17 protein-coding genes are annotated in these 18,141 nt (G+C 45.3%); 16 read left to right on the forward strand and 1 reads right to left on the reverse strand.

Annotation, left to right across the window (positions count from 1 at the left end; genetic code table 11):
• The first annotated feature begins 16 nt into the window (after window positions 1-16).
• From A4V09_RS01395 to A4V09_RS24800, 13 genes are all read left to right on the forward strand, one after another.
• Complete coding sequence (locus A4V09_RS01395; RefSeq protein ID WP_065544579.1) at window positions 17-1,063, forward strand: galactose ABC transporter substrate-binding protein; 1,047 nt, start codon at window positions 17-19, stop codon at window positions 1,061-1,063.
• Between the two features lie 128 nt (window positions 1,064-1,191).
• Window positions 1,192-2,376, forward strand: coding sequence for an HNH endonuclease domain-containing protein (locus tag A4V09_RS24795; protein ID WP_242963914.1), 1,185 nt, complete (start codon window positions 1,192-1,194; stop codon window positions 2,374-2,376).
• 282 nt (window positions 2,377-2,658) lie between these two features.
• The gene (locus A4V09_RS01405) at window positions 2,659-3,402 is read left to right on the forward strand and encodes an ABC transporter ATP-binding protein (RefSeq protein WP_065540758.1); all 744 of its coding nucleotides are present in this window, start codon (window positions 2,659-2,661) and stop codon (window positions 3,400-3,402) included.
• Window position 3,403: 1 nt separating this feature from the next.
• The gene (locus tag A4V09_RS01410; protein WP_065540759.1) at window positions 3,404-5,506 is read left to right on the forward strand and encodes an ABC transporter permease; all 2,103 of its coding nucleotides are present in this window, start codon (window positions 3,404-3,406) and stop codon (window positions 5,504-5,506) included.
• A 127-nt stretch (window positions 5,507-5,633) separates the two neighbouring features.
• Window positions 5,634-5,996 carry a LytR/AlgR family response regulator transcription factor gene (locus A4V09_RS01415; RefSeq protein WP_084043391.1) on the forward strand — a complete coding sequence of 121 codons (363 nt, stop codon included), beginning with the start codon at window positions 5,634-5,636 and terminating at the stop codon, window positions 5,994-5,996.
• A 48-nt stretch (window positions 5,997-6,044) separates the two neighbouring features.
• Window positions 6,045-7,073, forward strand: a complete 1,029-nt coding sequence (locus tag A4V09_RS01420; RefSeq protein WP_065540760.1) for a LacI family DNA-binding transcriptional regulator — start codon at window positions 6,045-6,047, stop codon at window positions 7,071-7,073.
• 622 nt (window positions 7,074-7,695) lie between these two features.
• Complete coding sequence (locus A4V09_RS01425) at window positions 7,696-8,700, forward strand: Gfo/Idh/MocA family protein (protein WP_065540761.1); 1,005 nt, start codon at window positions 7,696-7,698, stop codon at window positions 8,698-8,700.
• 88 nt (window positions 8,701-8,788) lie between these two features.
• Entirely contained in the window at window positions 8,789-9,619 is an 831-nt protein-coding gene (locus tag A4V09_RS01430; protein WP_065540762.1) for a sugar phosphate isomerase/epimerase family protein, read from the forward strand.
• Between the two features lie 209 nt (window positions 9,620-9,828).
• Window positions 9,829-11,922 (forward strand): cytidylate kinase family protein, encoded by a 2,094-nt coding sequence (locus A4V09_RS01435; RefSeq protein ID WP_065540763.1) that lies wholly within the window; start codon window positions 9,829-9,831, stop codon window positions 11,920-11,922.
• Window positions 11,923-11,925: 3 nt separating this feature from the next.
• A complete protein-coding gene (iolE, locus tag A4V09_RS01440; RefSeq protein WP_065540764.1) occupies window positions 11,926-12,822 on the forward strand; it encodes a myo-inosose-2 dehydratase in 897 nt (298 codons plus the stop codon).
• Window positions 12,823-12,883: 61 nt separating this feature from the next.
• A complete protein-coding gene (locus A4V09_RS01445) occupies window positions 12,884-13,804 on the forward strand; it encodes a sugar phosphate isomerase/epimerase family protein (RefSeq protein WP_065540765.1) in 921 nt (306 codons plus the stop codon).
• A 224-nt stretch (window positions 13,805-14,028) separates the two neighbouring features.
• A complete protein-coding gene (locus A4V09_RS25075; RefSeq protein ID WP_207715840.1) occupies window positions 14,029-14,208 on the forward strand; it encodes a hypothetical protein in 180 nt (59 codons plus the stop codon).
• Between the two features lie 74 nt (window positions 14,209-14,282).
• Window positions 14,283-15,212 carry an ABC transporter permease gene (locus A4V09_RS24800; protein ID WP_198168593.1) on the forward strand — a complete coding sequence of 310 codons (930 nt, stop codon included), beginning with the start codon at window positions 14,283-14,285 and terminating at the stop codon, window positions 15,210-15,212.
• A 280-nt stretch (window positions 15,213-15,492) separates the two neighbouring features.
• Here A4V09_RS24800 and A4V09_RS01455 read toward each other — a convergent pair whose 3' ends face one another.
• Window positions 15,493-15,714: a hypothetical protein gene (locus A4V09_RS01455; protein WP_065540768.1), complete on the reverse strand. Its 222-nt coding sequence runs from the start codon at window positions 15,712-15,714 to the stop codon at window positions 15,493-15,495.
• A gap of 247 nt (window positions 15,715-15,961) precedes the next feature.
• Here A4V09_RS01455 and A4V09_RS01460 point away from each other — a divergent pair, with 247 nt between their 5' ends.
• The 3 genes from A4V09_RS01460 to A4V09_RS01470 are packed head-to-tail and all read left to right on the forward strand — an operon-like array spanning window position 15,962 to window position 18,141.
• Window positions 15,962-16,663: a lantibiotic protection ABC transporter ATP-binding protein gene (locus A4V09_RS01460; protein WP_065540769.1), complete on the forward strand. Its 702-nt coding sequence runs from the start codon at window positions 15,962-15,964 to the stop codon at window positions 16,661-16,663.
• A 1-nt stretch (window position 16,664) separates the two neighbouring features.
• A complete protein-coding gene (locus tag A4V09_RS01465) occupies window positions 16,665-17,393 on the forward strand; it encodes a lantibiotic immunity ABC transporter MutE/EpiE family permease subunit (protein WP_065540770.1) in 729 nt (242 codons plus the stop codon).
• Between the two features lies 1 nt (window position 17,394).
• Entirely contained in the window at window positions 17,395-18,141 is a 747-nt protein-coding gene (locus A4V09_RS01470) for a lantibiotic immunity ABC transporter MutG family permease subunit (RefSeq protein ID WP_065540771.1), read from the forward strand.

Below are 18,141 nucleotides of genomic sequence, written 5' to 3' on the forward strand. Positions count from 1 at the left end.
AAACCAGAGGTATACAATGAAAGCAAAAAAAATAGTGGCGGCAAGAATGATTCTCTGCATGAGTATACTGCTCTTATGCGCCTGCGGGAAACAGCAGACGGCTGCGTCAGATAAGGTTCACGCAGGAGTCATATACTATAACCAGAGTGATACATTTCTTGGGGAATTGGTCGCCTGTTTTAAAGAAGAGCTTCATCATTTTGAGAGCGATGATTTTAAAACCACAGTGACACTTAGGGATGCGGGCGGTTCCCAGCGGACCCAGAATGACCAGGTGAAGGAACTGATCGACGCGGGCTGTAATGTGCTCTGTGTGAATCTGGTGGACAGGGCAGACCCCTCAGAGATCATCGACCTTGCCAGGGATAATGACGTGCCTATTATATTCTTTAACAGGGAGCCGGTTGCAGAGGATCTGATGCAGTGGGACGGGCTTTATTATGTTGGGGCAGACGCGAAACAGTCAGGCGTGATGCAGGGGGAACTGGCGGTAGACGCCATACTGGCAGAGAACAGTCAGATAGACCGTAATAAAGACGGAAAGATCCAATATGTGGTGCTGGAAGGAGAACCGGGCCATCAGGATGCCATTATCCGCACAGAGAATGCTGTGGAAACCTTGAAAAACAATGGCATTGAACTGGAAAAACTCAGCTACGGGATCGCAAACTGGAACCGGGCACAGGCCCAGAACCGAATGCTGTTGCTGCTCAGCCAGTATCAGAATAAGATTGAACTTGTGCTGGCCAACAATGATGATATGGCTCTTGGCGCCATTGATGCCTATAAGAAGTTAAATTATACGGAATCTGCCCTGCCTGTATTTTTCGGGATAGACGGCACAGACGTGGGGCTCAAAGCCGTCCTGGATTCGGAGATGGCAGGGACCGTGTATAACGATAAAGAGGGACAGGCGGAGGCAATGGCAGAACTGGCAGTGGCCCTCGTTACCGGGGAAGGTATGGAGCAGATCAAATTCGTGAAGGATAAATATGTTTATCTGCCGTATTCTAAGGTGACCGTGGAAAATGCTGGTGATTACATCAAGGAAGAGAAAAAGTGATCAGTTATTATGGGAATCAAATATATGGATACCAGAAACTACAGATTTCGGATATGCGGATTTAGTAAGCGGAGCCTGATTGGCTGGATGGCAGTGGCCGGGATTCTTGGGGGTAAGGAGGCATAAGTTTGGCAGAGCTTTATATTGATAAGAAATATTATAATACATTGTACATTGAAGGCTTTTTCAGAATGATGAAAGATCCTTCTTACTGTTATAAATTCTATTGGCTGGAAGCTATCGTACATCTGATCTCTGAGGGCAGAGACAAAGCCTCCTATGATGAGCTTATTAATGAAATGATCGCAAATGCCTGGTATACCGTTTTGGAATTTCACGTTCATCTCAGCGGGATATATGGTGAGGGGATGATCAAAGACAACCTAGAAAAAGCAGTGATCAGATTACAGAAATTGACAGCACTTCCCAGCCATGCATCGAAGATTGAGATAAAGAATAAAATAGCTGAATTTGATAAAGACAGAGAATTGCATAACAGGAAGATGGAACTGACAAAAAATGTTCCTGTCAAGGCACTCTCGGGATTTGCCAATACAGGGGAGGAGCAGGTCAGTCTGGATGGAAGTGCAGGGAGGATGAGGGCCTATTTTAATCTTCTCAACGAGACAACCGTCCTTCTGCCATATACATTTGGCGATGAGAATGGGCTGAAGAGAACCATTTACTTTAATGACGGATGGATACAGATGATTCAGGATAATACGGTGTCTATTCTGGGATGGGTTCAAATGGAGAAAGTAAAGTGGCTTCAAAACAATAATCCGGAAGTCCCCAGTTTAATATATAAATTAGCTCCCTTGGATGAAAAGATGCGGAAGCTGGCTCATGTAAGAAAGCTGTGGGAGAGCATTCTGAAAATACATCCTGTGGTGGACGTGTTTGCGAACCAGCCAATCCATGAGGGATCCTATGATGTGGATCACTTCATTCCCTGGTCCTTTGTCATGAATGATGAGTTGTGGAATCTGATGCCAATGGACTCCTCACTGAATTCTGAAAAGAGCAATAAGCTTCCCTGCTGGGAACCATTCTTTGGGAGGTTTGCTGGTAATCAGTATGCTATGTATGGACTAATACATAAAATGGATGGAATCCATAAATTATATGAAGCCTGTTACCGGGATAATCTGCATTCTATCTGGGCAAACCGGGAATTATACCGGAAAGGGAATTCAAAGGGAGAATTCTTCCGTATATTGGAAAAGAATATGAGGCCGGTTTACGATTCTGCGAGACGCCAGGGGTATGAAATGTGGATCAGGAAAAATCAGATGGGGGACAGAACAGAATGATGGGGTGTAGAAAAGGCAGCCTTTCTCGGGAATATGCCGTTATTGGTATCGGTTCAGAAAAGGATATGGGTAAAAGATAGGGTTAGAGTCAGACCGGGGGATGCATTTTGCATTCCCCGGTCAATTTTTGCGGAAAAACCGTCATGCCAAACTTTACAAAAAACGGGTCAAACTTGTCATTTGTACATCTGTGATCTCCTCCCTTTTTTCGGTAGAATAAATGCATAAGAACAACAAGTGCAGAACAAAAAAGCACAATATATATAACAGGGAGGATCACTTATGTTACAGGTAAATCATTTATACAAGAGCTATAAAACAGGAAACACCACATACGAGGTATTGAAGGATGTTTCATTTTCCATTGAGGAGGGGGAGTTCGTGGCAGTTATGGGGCCGTCCGGTTCCGGTAAAACCACACTTTTGAACTGCATTTCCTGTTTCATTCCTCATGATAAGGGCCAAATCCTGCTGGATGGAGTCAATATCTCCAACATGAAAGAAGAACAGATCGCAAAAATAAGAAATGAAAAACTTGGTTTTGTTTTTCAGGACTTCATGCTATTGGACGGTTTGAGTGTTTTTGAAAATGTATGTGTACCAAAAGTGATCCACCAGGAACCATACAGGCAGATGGAGACAAAAGCCCAGAAACTCCTGAAGATGTTTGACATTGCAGATATTGCGAAAAAATTCCCGGCTGAGATATCCGGCGGACAGAAACAGCGCACCGCAGTGGCAAGGGCCCTGATGAACAATCCGCTTTTGATCCTTGCAGATGAGCCTACAGGCAACCTGGACAGCCGTTCCAGCGAGGCGGTGATCGGGGCGTTCTTAGAGGCACAGAAAGAATTAAATGCAACCACATGCATGGTAACCCATGACAGCTTTTCAGCCAGTTTCTGCGACCGGGTTATTGTGATGAAAGATGGAGCGGTCTATACAGAACTTATCAGCAAGGGCCATCACAGAGAATTCATGGAAGAACTTTTGGATGTTTTGAGAAAGATGAACGGTGGTGAATAGAATGAAGCTCAGTGGATTATTTGCGAAATTAAGGAAAAATAATAAAAAAGAATATTTGCAGTTCCAGTTCTGCATGACACTTTCTATTCTTTTGATCACCTCATACCTTGTCATGTACGGAAGTGATCTGGTGCAGAAGACACTGCCGAACGGAGGAGATTCCAGAAAAATAGCGGATATGATCTTCGTTCTTGCGGCAGCGGGATGTGTTATGTTCAGTATCTATACGGCAAGTCAGTTTTTAAGATACAAGAGCAGGGAAACCGGTATTTTCCTTGCTCTGGGAGCGGGAAAAAGTAAACTTGCCAGGGCATTATTTACCGAAATCGGCAAGATGATGGCATTGTGTTCGGCAGCAGGGGTTATGCTTGGTATCTTACTTGCGTCAATCATAGGCATCCTGTTTGAAAAAGTCGCAAGCAGCGGAAATAATAACCATTTTTCCATTTCTGTCATGGGAGTTGCAGGCGGCATTATCTACTGCCTCCTATTGATACTCTGCGTTGCGTTCATGTGCGTGCGGTTTATGAAGAGAAGTAATGTTATGGACATTATCAATGAACAGCGCAAGCAGGAACCGCTGAAAAAGAGCGTGTCATTTTTCTATCTGGTATCCGGTATTGTGATGATTCTGGTGGGCCTGTTAATAGGATATTTTCTGCCGATCATAACCGTCAAAGTGAGCGGCCACTGGCTGGGAGGGTGGACGAATCTATTCTATATCCTTGCGGCAGTTGGACTTTACCGTATTTTAGTTTATTCCATTGCCTCACACAGAAAGGGGAAAAATCCCCAGAAATATTATGACAATATGATATCTTACGGTATGCTCAAATTCCAGGGAGGCTCTGTTGTCAGAAATATGCTTGTCATATCACTGCTGCTTATGGGCGTCCTGCTTGGTATCTTTTATCTGCCGCTTCAGGGGGGCAATGATTTTGAAGACGCAGAGGATGATATATCTTACCGGTATCCCGTTGATGTGGATGAATTGTCCGAGGAGGATGTGTTCTCCATGGCAGACAAATATCAGATTTCAGTAAAGGATTACCGGGAGGCAGAGTTCGTCCAGGTGTTGGGGGACGGTGTAAGACGTGATGACATGGATGAGAATAATAACCTTATTGAACAGTATGAAGAAAAATACTTTTACTATGAGTGCATCAGTGCTTCCTTGTTTACGGATATGACCGGAAAAGAAACCGAGGTTACAGAAGGCCATTATCGGGTAATACAAAGGGAAGGGGCAAGAGAAAATATATTCTATAAATTTGATGATCTGACCAGATTATATTTGTCCAACGAAGAAGATTATATTTCTATGGAATATGATGGACTGGAGCTATACCATTCCCTCGTAACAGATACGGGGTATGATTCTAAGACAAGGTATATTATCAGTGACGCGGATTATGAAAAGGTGAAAACCGGAGTCAAGGATGACAAAATAATACGTCAGGTGTTGTTTAATATTGAGGACAGTGACCAGTCCTATGCATATTGTGAAGCGTTATATGAACAATTTTGCAGCAGGGCATCGGAAAGCATGAACTATATTGCTGCCTATAATGGATATCAGGCAAAAATTCTGGGAGAAGATTATGGATATAATATGCAGGGGATTTATGACGGGAAAAGGCCGGCCCTGGGATCTGACTGGCTGTACAGTCCTACAGTCCTGCCCCTTGAAAGGGAAAATGCTGCTATGAGGCGTGCCATCTTTTTACTGCTGTTTGTATACATTGCCATTATCTGCCTGGCCTCCGAGAGTATTATCCTATATACAAGGAGTCAGAATGTGGCACTGAAGAACAGTCAGATTTTTAAGGATTTGGAAAAGCTGGGGGCAAATAAAAAGTACCTTCGCAGACTTTTGAAAAGCCAGATAAGTAAATGCTTTGTCCTGCCTACCGTAATGGGATGTCTTCTGATGTTTATATATGAAATCCTGATCATGTGGCAGAATGACGGTATCATGACAGCAGGTGAAGTGGGAATCGCAGGGGTGATGGTAATTGTTATTGCAGTGATCGGCATCTACCAGTTTATTTTATACAAGATTTCCATGAAAAACGCGGCAGGTGTTCTGGATATATCCAGATAAACAGCAGTGAGAAATATGCCGTTGCACAAGTTTTCACTATCCTCTATAATAAAAGAAATATGACGGTCCGGTACCCTCACAGCTGCAAAGAAAAACAGAGGAAGCGTGTAGTGCCGCCGGGGAGGCTATGTGTTATACGCGCATTCAAAAACTGCTCTGCCATATCACGGAAGATGGATCCCGTTATGATTTGATCCTTTTAGATATTGAGATGGCGGAAACGGACGGCATGGAATTAGCGGAAAAAATAAAGCCTTTTCTCCCGGATGTAAAGATCATTTTTATCACATCTCATCTGGAATATGCCATTGACGCGTATGAGCTGTCCATTTTCCGCTATGTGCCTAAGAATGATATAGAAAAACGCCTGACAGCAGCCATCACGGACGCTGTCAGGCTGTTTTTGATTGAGGAGGGCATTACGCCTCCTTCTGTCCGTTTCTATCCCTCTCATTTTTACACTTGCATAACCTACCCAAAAGGAATATAATAAAATATAAATGCGTGCACGAGTACATCTAAAGGCAGGAGGAATATTATGCCAGTAACACTACAACAAATTGCAGAGGCCGCCGGAGTATCCAGGGGAACCGTAGACCGGGCGTTGAAAGACAGAGGAAGAGTCCGTCCCGAAGTGGCAGAGAAAATAAAGCAAATAGCAAAAGAAATGGGATATCAGCCCAGCCTTGCAGGAAGAGCCCTTGTCCTGGCGAAAAGAAATCTGAAGATTGGGATCATCATGCAGTCAGCCCAGACCCCGTTCATGGTACAAGTCTATGAGGGAATGAAAGCCGCCAAGCAGGAGGTGGAAAGTCTGGGCGGTACCGTGGAGATATTCCGGGTAGACGGTGTGGATGCAGGCCGTGTAATGGAAATCATGCAGGATTTAAAAGAACAGGAATATTCAGGCATAGCCCTGTCTCCGTCCGAAGACACCATGCTCAAAAAGATGATCAACCAGTTTTCCGAGGAGTACAGCATCCCGATCATCACCTTCAATTCAGATATAGAAGATACAAAGAGAATCTGCTTTGTAGGCCAGAATACCATCCAGAGCGGAAGGACCGCAGCCGGGCTCATGGGAGAGATCACAGGGGGAGAGGGGGAGGTGGCGGTTATCTCCGGCCATATTTCAAACCCTGCGCTGAACAACAGAATCCGGGGTTTTCAATCGGAGATACTGGAAAGCTTTCCGGACATCCAGCTGGTAGGTACAAAATATTCTTATGATGACGAGTGGGTTGCGGCAAAGATCGTGGAGGAGCTTTTGGAGCAGTATCCGGCGCTGAAAGGCATCTACGTGACCGGTACTGCGGTAAAAGGTGTCTGCGAAGCACTGGTAAAACAAGGGAAGGAGCGGGAGATCAAAGTCATAGGCAATGATTTCCTGGATGAGAATAAAAAGTGGGTGGAACGGGGAGCCATAAACTTCCTTATAGGACAGGATTCCTATATGCAGGGATATGAACCGGTAATGATGCTGTTCCACCTGCTCTTTGATGACGAGAAACCGGAGTCTGTTTACCGGTATGCGGAAATTGTCATTAAAAACAGATACAATCTGTGATGGACGGCCGCCTGATAAGCGGCCGTTTGGTGATACAAACAAAGAAATCAGGATTTGCAAAAAAATCAAAGGCGCTTCTGCCGAAATCCCAATAAAAATAAGCGGACTCTTCATTACGGTTCTGTATCTTATGCAGTAAATGCGCAGGACTGCGGAATTATTTCAGAACAAGAGGCACTGCTGTTATTATAATAGGACTGCTGCCGAAGACAGACCAGTGTACATAACAAGTATTCCATATAAAATATACGTGCACACACATGGGAAATCAAGAACATACTCAAAATATTATCATCACATACCATAAATAAGCAAAAAAATAACAATATAAGCCTCTTGGTGAAAAAGAAATAAAAATATCATTTTATCATGCTAAAGTAAAAATGCATAAAATAGAGGCTGCCAATACAGCGAGTAAGTGGAGGAAATAGACAACATGCACAAAAACATTGTCTCTTTTTTATCAATTGGCAAAATTTAATAAAAATGGACTGTGAATCTTGTACAATAAAGCCATTGCGTTCACGTGAACGCTATGGTATGATTGCATCATCAAGAAAGAACAAAACCAAAAAACAAATAACAGCGAATCAATGAAAAAGAGAATTGGAGGACATGTATTATGTTAAGAGTAGGAGTTATCGGATGCGGCGGAATGGGTAAGGACCATATCAAAAGACTGACAAACAAAATTCAGGGAGCTGAGGTTACAGCGGTATCAGACGTATTTGAGGAGAGTGCAAAGCAGGCAGCAGCAATCTGTGGAGCTAAAGTATACACAGATGCAAACGAACTGATCAATGACCCGGATGTGGACGCAGTATTCATTGTATCTCCGGGATTTGCACATGTGGAATCTCTTCTCACAGCGATCAAGGCAGGAAAGAGGATCTTCTGTGAAAAACCGCTCTGCACAACTGCTGAGGACTGCCTGAAGGTAGTCGAAGCTGAGGTGGCATCAGGAAAACATCTGATCCAGCTTGGTTTTATGAGAAGATACGACAAAGGCTACATGCAGGTAAAAGAAGCTCTCACATCCGGCGAATACGGCGAACCGCTGATCCTTCACTGCACACACAGAAATCCGGAAGTTGGAACTAACTATACAACTCCAATGGCAGTACATGATACAGCGATCCATGAGATTGATGTGCTTCACTGGTTAGTGGATGATGAGTATGAGTCCGCACAGGTTATTATGCCTAAGGTTACAAAATACTCGCACTCTGAGTTAAAAGACCCGCAGATCATGCTGCTCCGCACCAAAAAAGGTGTTTGCATTGATGTTGAAGTATTTGTAAACTGCAAATTCGGTTATGACATCAACTGCGAAGTGGTATGTGAAGACGGCGCTATCAAGATGCCATCACCCATCTACCCAAGCATCCGCAAAAATGCAGCAGTTTCCACAACCATTGATACGGACTGCTTCGTGAGATTCAAAGATGCTTACGATACAGAGGTGCAGGACTGGGTAGACGCAGCAGCAGAGGGCGCGATCAACGGGCCTACTGCATGGGACGGATATCTGGCAGCTATCACAGCAGATGCGCTTGTAAAGGCACAGGAAACTGGCGCTGTGGAAAAGATCAACGCAGCCGTAGAAAAACCGGAGTTCTACAAATAAGAAGATAAATCGGAACCTTAAAGCCGGATGCTCCCAAATGTGTCCGGCATAACAAATAAAACAAGAACCGAAAGGATGGTATATCATTATGAAAATTGGATTTAATGAGGCAACTGCATTGGAGTGCAAAGGACAGTCCCTTCTGGCTGATATGGAAATGTGTGAAAAATACGGATTTGACTATATCGAAATACGCTTTGACTGTGTAAAAGATTATTTACAGGAGCATACCCTGGAGGAACTGGCTGACTGGTTTAAAAACCATCATCTGAAACCATGGGCTTACAACACTTTGATCTACTTTAACCAGAGAGACGAGGCAGGCGAGAAGGAAATTGACGATGAAGTGGATTTCATCCTGAAAGTTTCCAAAGCCATCGGTATGGAAATGCTGATCACAGTTCCGAATTTTGATGTAAAAGACAAGAGCGTTAGCGAGATCAAAGCAGAAGCAGTGGAAAGGCTCCGCTATTTATCAGACAAGGTTGGCGCTGATATGAGAATTTCCCTGGAGTTCTGCGGCGCTCCAAACTGCTCCATCAACCAGTTCGGCACTGCTTACGATGTAGTGAAAGCAGTAGACCGTGACAATGTGGGTATCACAGTTGACACTTTCCACTTCCATGAAATGTGCTCCAAACTGGAGGATTTAAAGGGAGCGGACGGAAAAAAAATCTTTGCTTACCACTTAAATGACTGTGAAGACCTGCCCCTTGGCTCCTGCGGCGATGACAAACGTTTGTGGCCGGGCGAGGGTGTGGTAGACCATGCCGGCATCGCAGCGGTATTAAAGGAGATCGGCTTTGACGGTGTCTGCACAATTGAAGAGTTCCGTCCTGAATATTATGAGATGTCCCATGAAGAGAACGTGAAAAAAGCTGCTGAAGTGACAAAAGCATTTGTACAAAAATATTTCTAAATAATTCATATGTCCTTTCGGAGGCTGTTTGGAAAATGCAAACAACCTCCCGGACATAAGAAAATGAAAAAAGTAAAACGGACTGGCTGTACAAAATCCAAACGCTAAACGTCAAGACAATATTCACAGCCGCTATCCCGCGAGGCGTTTTTATGAGGAGGAAGGGGCAGGGCAGATGGGTAAGATTTGCCCTGTAAAAAGGTGATATTATGGCAAAGGGAGGACTTCCCGAACTGCTGAATTATAAGCAGAAGGGAAAAGATATGAATGAATTCATCAAAGTCCCCATGTCGGAAAAGCTGGCATATTGTTTCGGCGACCCGGCTCTGACTTTGATGTACACAATGACAACAACACTGCTGATATATTTCTACACAAACGTGGTAGGTATATCTGCAGGCGCAGTGGGTATGATCATGCTGCTCTCCAGGGTATTTGACGGATTTTCCGATGTACTCATGGGAACCATTATCGACAGGACCCACTCTAAATACGGAAAAGCCAGGATCTGGATTCTCCGTCTGGCAATACCTTACGCATTGGCAGCGGTCCTGCTGTTTACTATGCCCCCCATGGGAGATATGGGAAAGATCATATATGCTTTTGTAACTTATAACATTATGAACACAGTGGTATATACCGCGATCAGCCAGCCTTTCCATGCCCTCGGTTCGCTTATGAGCCGTGACAGGAGAGAGAGGGACGTGATCTGCAACATCCGTATGGTACTTTCTATCACGGCGAGTATGATCATTACAGCGTTTACCCTGCCCCTTATCAATCAAGTGGCAAAACTGATCGACAACCAGCAGATGGCCTGGATCCTTGTGACTGCGGCATATGCCATTGTATCCGTATTCGTTTTGATCAATACATACTGTACCTGTACGGAGCGTGTGCAGGCAGCGGACACAAACAAGAAGGAAAAAGTCAACACCCCCTTCTGGACTGCTTTCAAAGTGACAGTGACAAACAGGTATTTCCTCATTGCCCTTGGCCTGATGATATTCTACACAGCGTATCAGATCATTATCGGAACAGACCTGACGTATTACTGCCAGTATGTGTTAAATGATGTGGATCTGGTCATGCCGCTGTCCGCAGCAGAGAAGATTGCCACTATCATCGGTATTGCAATGCTTCCCAAACTGCTTCCAAAATACGGTAAGAGAAATCTGATCTGCGCCGGGTGTATCCTGGGTATTGCAGGACAGCTGCTCTTCCTTATGAACATCACAAGCGTTCCTCTGGGTGTTGTTACCTGTATTATGAGAGGGTTTGGTATTGCTCCGTTCTACGGCGTACAGTATTCACTGCCAAGTGATGCCATTGAGTATGGCCACTGGAAAACAGGCGTCCGTGTGGAAGGACTGATGTTCTCCTCCATGAGTATGGGACAGAAAGCCGGTTCCGGTTTCACATCCGCTATTATGGGTGCCATCCTTTCCATGGCAGCATTTGATGGACTGAAAGCCACTGCAGCAGAGCAGACAACATCTGCGATCTCTGCGATCAAGACTTTCTATCTGTATGTGCCTATTGCGATCTGGGTGATCATGTTTATCATTGCAGCATGTTATAAGCTGGATAAAATGTATGACAAAATGATGCGTGAACTGATTTCCAGGGAAGGCAAAGGGGAGCCGGAGGAGATTCCTGTGGCAGCCCACTCTGAAAATAAGATCAATGTGGCGATCGGACGTGTCTATGGCAGCAGCGGAAGAAAAATTGCAGAGGAAATTGCAAAAGAATTGAACTGCCGGGTCTATGACCGCCAGATTATCTGTCTGCTGGCGGAGAAGATGGGAATGGAGACTTCCAATCTGGAGGAAGTGCAGAAATATCTGGATAATTACAATTATGGGGACAAAGAGCCTACCTTCTCACCGTATGCCTACCCCCAGGCCGGTGTGGCGGATGATATGAGTGCTGTCAAGATGTTTGAGGAACAGAGCCAGATCATCAGAGGCCTTGCACAGAAAGCACCGGGTGTATTCTTGGGGAGATGCGCGAACTTTATTCTGGGCGGACAGGAGCACACATACTCCTTCTTCCTCTACGCGGACGATGAATACAGGGAAAAAGAAGGCAGAGAATATTACGGCGGCATGTCTCTGGCAGAATTGAAGGAAAAAGATGAGATGAGAAACAGCTATTACCAGAAATTTACCGGAATGAGGCGTGATGATCCGAAACATTACGATATGGTGGTCAACGTGTCCAAGACCGGTGTGGAAGGTGCAGTTTCCATGATTCTGGATTATATCAGAAACAAAGAAGAGAACAGACAGGGAGGAAATTAAGGGATGTTGGATAAGAGCAAAGTCAGGCTGGGCATAGCTCCCATTGCATGGACCAATGACGATATGCCGGATCTGGGCAAAGAAAATACATTTGAGCAGTGCGTAAGCGAGATGGCGCTGGCCGGATTTACCGGCTCCGAAGTGGGCGGCAAATACCCTGCAGATACAAAAGTGCTTAAGAAAGCACTGGATTTGAGAGGAATCCAGATTTGCAACCAGTGGTTTTCTTCCTTTCTCATTTCCAAACCATTTGAGGAGACAGAGAAGGAGTTCATCAAGGCTGCGGATTTCCTGAAAGAGATGGGTGCAAAAGTGATCGGCGTATCGGAGCAGAGCTACAGCATCCAGGGAAAGATGGAGCAGCCTGTGTGGGAAGGCAAATACGTCATGAATGATGAGGAGTGGAAGCTTCTGGCAGAAGGTCTGAATAAGCTTGGAAAAATAGCAAAAGACAAGGGCATGACGCTGACATTCCACCACCACATGGGCACAGTCGTACAGACAGAGGAGGAGATCGGCCGTTTCATGGAAACGGTTGACCCGGAACTGGTATTTCTTCTCTTTGACAGCGGCCACCTGTCCTTTGCGGGCATTGATCCGGAAAAGGTTCTGAAAAAATATGTGAACCGGGTAAAACACGTACATTTAAAAGATATCCGCAAAGAGATGGTGGAGAAATCCGGGAATGAGAGATGGAGTTTCTTAAAAGGTGTCCGCGAAGGTGTGTTTACAGTTCCCGGTGACGGAGATGTGGATTTTGCTCCCATCTTCAGGATCCTTGAGGACGCAGGATATGAAGGCTGGGTTGTTGTGGAAGCAGAGCAGGACCCTGCAAAGGCCAATCCCCTGGAATATGCAAAAAAAGCAAGGGCTTATATCGCGGAAAAGACAGGTCTGTAATAGGAATCCTCCCGGTACGGATGCCGGGAGGACACCATAAAGATTACAAGGAGGAATGGATATGAAGATAGCATTTGACGTGGATGTACTGGCAAAACAGATGGATATCAACCGCATGGTCCATCAGGCAGCTGACTGGGGATATAAGTATATTGAGCAGTCTCCCCATCCGAGGATCAACCCATTTTACAAACATCCGCTTTTTTCAAAGGAATGTGAGCAGGAATACAGACAGGCCCTGAAGGAGACGGGCGTGGAAATATCCTCTTTCATTGTGGTGTACCGCTGGTCAGGCCCCACAGAGGAGCAGAGACAGTTTGCGGTTGCAAACTGGAAACGTATGATTGAGATAGCGGTGGATATGGGGGTACAGGTCATCAACACAGAGCTGTCAGGTGACCCGAACCAGCAGGAAATCTGCAATGGCATGTGGTTCAGATCCATGGAGGAACTGCTTCCCATCATTGAGCGGGAAGGCATCCGAGTGGAAATCCAGTCCCATCCTTACGATTTCTGTGAACGGAACAATGAGACATGTGACCTGGTAAAGTCCTTCCGTTCCAAAAACCTGGGTTATGTTTACTCTTCACCTCACGGGTTTTTCTATGACGAGGGCAAAGGGGATGTGCGCTCTATGCTGAGATACGCAGGAGAAGAATTGACCCATGTTCTGTTTGCAGATACCTTTAATCAGACGTTAGACTGCCGTTACATTGCAAATCCGCCCTGGCTGAACGGGCGCGGCAAAGCAGATGTGACCATACATCAGCATCTGGCTATGGGCGAAGGGGATGTGGATTTCGACGGCATCTTTGAAACCCTGCGGGATATGGATTTCGCGGGTAAACAGTTAAAAGAGAACGCTCCCAAAGTGGGCGGCGATAATATTGCCTGTGTTTCCATGTTCGGATTTCCGGAGAAAATGGACAGACAGGCACCGGAGGCAAGAGAGAGAATCGAGAGAGAGCTTCTGGGCAAATAATTTTATGACGATCCGCTGCGCGTAAATATCTGCGCAGCGGATCGTTTTATTCTGTATTCCTCCGTTCTTTCCTTGCTGGACTTCTTTATATATACAGTATATAATGAATGATGGTTATCATCTGTTTCAGAATACAGATAAAATTAATTTCTTAAGACAGCAGTGCATATAGGAGAAATAATATGCATTACTATAAACCTGAAAGAACCAAGGAGGGCAATAATATGAGGAAAGCAGTATCAATATTAGGCGGGATCTTTGTTCCGGTTATTTTATGTGTTGCCCTGATCGTCACCGCATTTATGTCGCTGGATCTAATTGACGATTTACAGGGAAATGCCAGAGTTATAAATTATATTGGCATTGTCCGCGGCGCGCCACAGAGGCTCATAAAAAAGAATTGAACCACTTGCCGGATGATGAGTTGATTCAGAGCCTGGATCATATTTTGTCAGGACTTTCAAGCGGATGTGGTGATTTGAATTTAAGAAAACTGGAGAGCCAATTAATCGCTGAAGGGATAGAGGATGAGCGGCAATTAGGCATTTTAAAAGCTCTGAATATGAAGGAAGTGTTTCAAAAAAGTATAGGAAAAGATTTTTATCAGAGCCGCAGCGAACAGGTGCGGATCGCGCTGGATAGGTCTGTGAAGTACGGCATCATTTTGGAAGACCAGAAAGATTACTGGCTGAAAAAGGATGCACAGGTAAAAGATTTAAAGCTGGGAAATTTCCGGTTCTGGAGAAACATGATAGATTCCGCAGGATGGATCATACTGATCATACCTCTGATCTGTGTGGGGACTGCACCTGTTTTCGCAGGGGAATACCAGTGCAGGGCGGATTCTCTGCTGCTGACCATGCGATATGGAAAGAGCAGACTGGCAGGAGCGAAAATACTTACGGCATTTCTCTATGCAACAGCAGTTTACTGGGGGATCATTCTGGTGTATTCCGGGATTTATCTTATGATATGCGGTCCCCAGGGCGCCGTTCTTCCCATACAGGCATATGACACTTCCAACTCCATCAGCTATAACATGACTATGTGGCAGGCCGTATTGCTGGTGGTGTTCCTGAATTACGGGGCGGTGCTCTGTATGACTGCAGTTACGCTGCTTTTGTCTTCTGTGTTTAAGAACAGTTACGGTGTGATCATTGTGGACTTTCTTCTGGTATTGATACCAAACTTTTTATATGAAAATACAGGGGGATATCTTTGGAAACATGTTCTGGCGCTTCTTCCTCCTAAAATATCAGAGTTTCGGTTTACGGACTATATGGTCTACCACATACCGGGCAGGGTCATTGGCCTGCCTTCCATGCTGGCTGTGGTGTATATACTCTGTATTGCAGTATTTGCGCTGGCTTCAGGTTATGCTTTTAAAAAGCATCAGGTCAATAGATGATATCTGAAGCTCTGCGTGATAAGCATTTTGCGGGTAAAGAGCTGAAAGAGAATACTCTGAAAGTGGAGAGACAGGCTCCAAAAGAAAAAGGCAGAATTCCGCATCATATATGATTTGTTTTGTGGAATGTAAATAGAAATATTCAGACAGGCGGATGGTTTTCATCCGCCTTGATTCATGAGAATAGAAAGTTCACATAGACGTGCTTTCTATGGTAGATTTGCAGTAATGCTTCAGAAGGTCTGTGCATTAACTGCATGGAGAGGCAGTGAGTATGAGATTATAATTTATACTCCTGATATAAAGCATCCAGCAGATGTGCGTCTGAAGCGGCTTTTACGATCAGGTCACTTCGTCCGTCTTTGGCCAACCGGAGAATCAGTCCGCTGTAGCGGTTCTGTTCCTCGCTTCTTTCTTTAGAGATGCCTTCCATACGTCCTTTGTCAAGTCCCTCAGCACCGGCCTTTTTTTCAGCACTTTTGATCAGTTCTTCCAGCAGCATAAACTTCGCCCCCATTTCCCGATTCTTTGATCCTATTGTGGATTTTATGAACAGTATCACTTTGGGTTTTCCCTGCACAAGTATCTGTACTGTCCTCTACATACCAATTACTATATTTGTTAAATTCTTGTACAGTACCTCCCGGATTTTTTCACTGTCTTTATAGAAAATTTAAAATTACGTTTTATCCTGTGTATAAGAAAAAGAAAGCCTCGGATTGCGGTTTTCAAAGAAAGGATGAAATCATATGAGTGAATATATTTTAAGGGCAGAAAATCTCAGTAAGTCATTTAAAGGACATAAAGCGGTAAACAAAGTATCGCTGGCTATTGAGGAGGGCTGTATTTACGGCCTTCTGGGGCCAAATGGTGCGGGGAAATCCACCATACTGAAGATGATCACAGGAATGCTGAGACCAACGGGAGGAAAGATTTTTTTTCGTGATCATGAATGGTGCAGAAAGGATTTATACCATATTGGTGCGCTGATAGAAAACCCGCCTATTTATGAAAATCTGACGGCAGAAGAAAATCTGAGGGTACACACCCTGCAGCTGGGAATTTCGGAGAAGAGGATCCATGAGGTGCTGGATACTGTGGACCTGAAAAACACGGGGAATAAAAGAGCAGGACATTTTTCCTATGGAATGAAGCAGCGCTTGGGCATTGCCGCGGCCCTTCTGGGGAATCCCCGGCTACTGATCCTGGATGAGCCCACAAACGGCCTGGACCCTATTGGAATACAGGAGCTTAGAAATCTGATCCGGTGGTTTCCTGAACAGGGAATAACCGTTATCTTATCCAGCCATATACTGGGTGAAGTGCAGCAGACCGCAGACCGTATCGGTATCATAGCGGGAGGTATCCTGGGATATGAGGGGGATATCTCCGGGAAGGAAAATCTGGAGGAGCTTTTTATGGAGGTTGTGAGAGAGAATGGGAGGGAATAAGATGATTGGAATGATTCGCGGGGAATTACTTAAAATGCGGCACTCCACCATGGGAAAATCCATGTGGGTTATGCCGGTTATGACCATTTTGCTGGGGTACCTCATCAGTATGGCGGGGCCGTATGCCCAGCAGTATACTTACAATATATGGTATGGGACATTATACCCTTGTCTGGTGCCGCTGTTGTGTGCCATGAATATACGATGTGAGATCAGACTCCATTACCAGACCATGCTGGCCTCACCGGCATTCGGGGCGGGACAGTGGACTGCAAAATGTATTGCTGTGGCGCTGAAACTGCTGTTGCCACAAGTGGTTTTTTGGGCTGTCGTCAGTCTGTTGGGAATAGTGTTCACCACATCAGTTCCCATCAGTTCCGGGGGAGCAGGTATGCTGATCGTCTGGGCGGTGAGTTTATGGCAGATTCCTTTTTATCTCATGCTGGCTTCAAGGCTTGGCATGATCCCATGTGTTATGCTGGGACTTCTGGCTGCTTTTTTCAGTTTTTCCATGGTGGAAAAAGGGTTGTTTTTCCTGTTTCCGTTCTCCATCGCAGACCGCCTTATGTGCCCTGTTCTTTTGATCCGTCCAAACGGGCTTTTGCTGGAGCCCGGGGATGTTCTTTTGAATCCCGTTGTTTTTCTGTCTGGCTTCTGCATGGCGGCTGTGCTGCTGGCGGCAGCCGCATTTGGCAGTGTAAAATGGTGGGAAAGACGGGAGGCGGTCTGATATGAAGGAATTTTACAGGTTTCTAAAAAGCAGCGGATACAGAATGCGGCATTCTCTCTTTTTTGCGTCACATATTCTCATTCCCGCTTTGGGGGTATTTTTATATGTGGCATACATAGGACTACGTTCTGCAGGGGGCTGGGAACATCTGACTTCTTATGTTACACTTTTAGCCATGGCCTATCCCGCTGTTACGGGGATCGTGACGGCAATGCTGACAGACAGGGAGGCTAAAGCGGGAAGAATGCAGAATCTGCTGGCGGTGCCCAGCCGTGCGAAAGGCCTGGGAGCAGAACTCGTGCTCCTGCTCTTGTCTGGACTGCTGGCTATGGCCATTGCGGTATTTGGTTTTCAGGCAGTGCTGTGCCTGCAGGGAGAGGGACTGGGGGCGGGAGATCCCTTCCTTCTGACACTGGTACTTTGGGCATCCAACCTGCCTGTCTATGCAGAGCATCTGTTTTTGGGACTTAAATTCGGAGAAGGAGTGACGATTGGTGCAGGGGTGGCGGAATCTGTGGTTTCAGCGGTAATGCTGACCGGACTTGGTGACGGAGTCTGGTATGTGTGGTGGCCTTCCTATGGTATGCGTTTTTCCACCATGTTACTTGCCCTCAGACAGGGCATGTATGAACATTTGACGGGGCAGATCCGTCTTGGAGGGGTTTGCTATCTGGTAGTATCTGTGCTATTCTTAGTCATGACATTTTTATGGTTTCAAAAGTTTGAAGGCCGCAGGGAGGAGGCGTAA

It is taken from the genome of Blautia pseudococcoides (assembly GCF_001689125.2).
Classification (GTDB): Bacteria; Bacillota; Clostridia; order Lachnospirales; family Lachnospiraceae; genus Blautia; species Blautia pseudococcoides.

Bases quoted from the DNA above. Each gene is read 5' to 3' on its own strand.
- A4V09_RS01395 (WP_065544579.1), top strand. From the start codon at position 17: ATGAAAGCAAAAAAAATAGTGGCGGCAAGAATGATTCTCTGCATGAGT.
- A4V09_RS01405 (WP_065540758.1), top strand. From the start codon at position 2,659: ATGTTACAGGTAAATCATTTATACAAGAGCTATAAAACAGGAAACACC.
- A4V09_RS01410 (WP_065540759.1), top strand. From the start codon at position 3,404: ATGAAGCTCAGTGGATTATTTGCGAAATTAAGGAAAAATAATAAAAAA.
- A4V09_RS01415 (WP_084043391.1), top strand. From the start codon at position 5,634: ATGTGTTATACGCGCATTCAAAAACTGCTCTGCCATATCACGGAAGAT.
- A4V09_RS01420 (WP_065540760.1), top strand. From the start codon at position 6,045: ATGCCAGTAACACTACAACAAATTGCAGAGGCCGCCGGAGTATCCAGG.
- A4V09_RS01425 (WP_065540761.1), top strand. From the start codon at position 7,696: ATGTTAAGAGTAGGAGTTATCGGATGCGGCGGAATGGGTAAGGACCAT.
- A4V09_RS01430 (WP_065540762.1), top strand. From the start codon at position 8,789: ATGAAAATTGGATTTAATGAGGCAACTGCATTGGAGTGCAAAGGACAG.
- A4V09_RS01435 (WP_065540763.1), top strand. From the start codon at position 9,829: ATGGCAAAGGGAGGACTTCCCGAACTGCTGAATTATAAGCAGAAGGGA.
- iolE (WP_065540764.1), top strand. From the start codon at position 11,926: ATGTTGGATAAGAGCAAAGTCAGGCTGGGCATAGCTCCCATTGCATGG.
- A4V09_RS01445 (WP_065540765.1), top strand. From the start codon at position 12,884: ATGAAGATAGCATTTGACGTGGATGTACTGGCAAAACAGATGGATATC.
- A4V09_RS25075 (WP_207715840.1), top strand. From the start codon at position 14,029: ATGAGGAAAGCAGTATCAATATTAGGCGGGATCTTTGTTCCGGTTATT.
- A4V09_RS01455 (WP_065540768.1), bottom strand. From the start codon at position 15,714: ATGCTGCTGGAAGAACTGATCAAAAGTGCTGAAAAAAAGGCCGGTGCT.
- A4V09_RS01460 (WP_065540769.1), top strand. From the start codon at position 15,962: ATGAGTGAATATATTTTAAGGGCAGAAAATCTCAGTAAGTCATTTAAA.
- A4V09_RS01465 (WP_065540770.1), top strand. From the start codon at position 16,665: ATGATTGGAATGATTCGCGGGGAATTACTTAAAATGCGGCACTCCACC.
- A4V09_RS01470 (WP_065540771.1), top strand. From the start codon at position 17,395: ATGAAGGAATTTTACAGGTTTCTAAAAAGCAGCGGATACAGAATGCGG.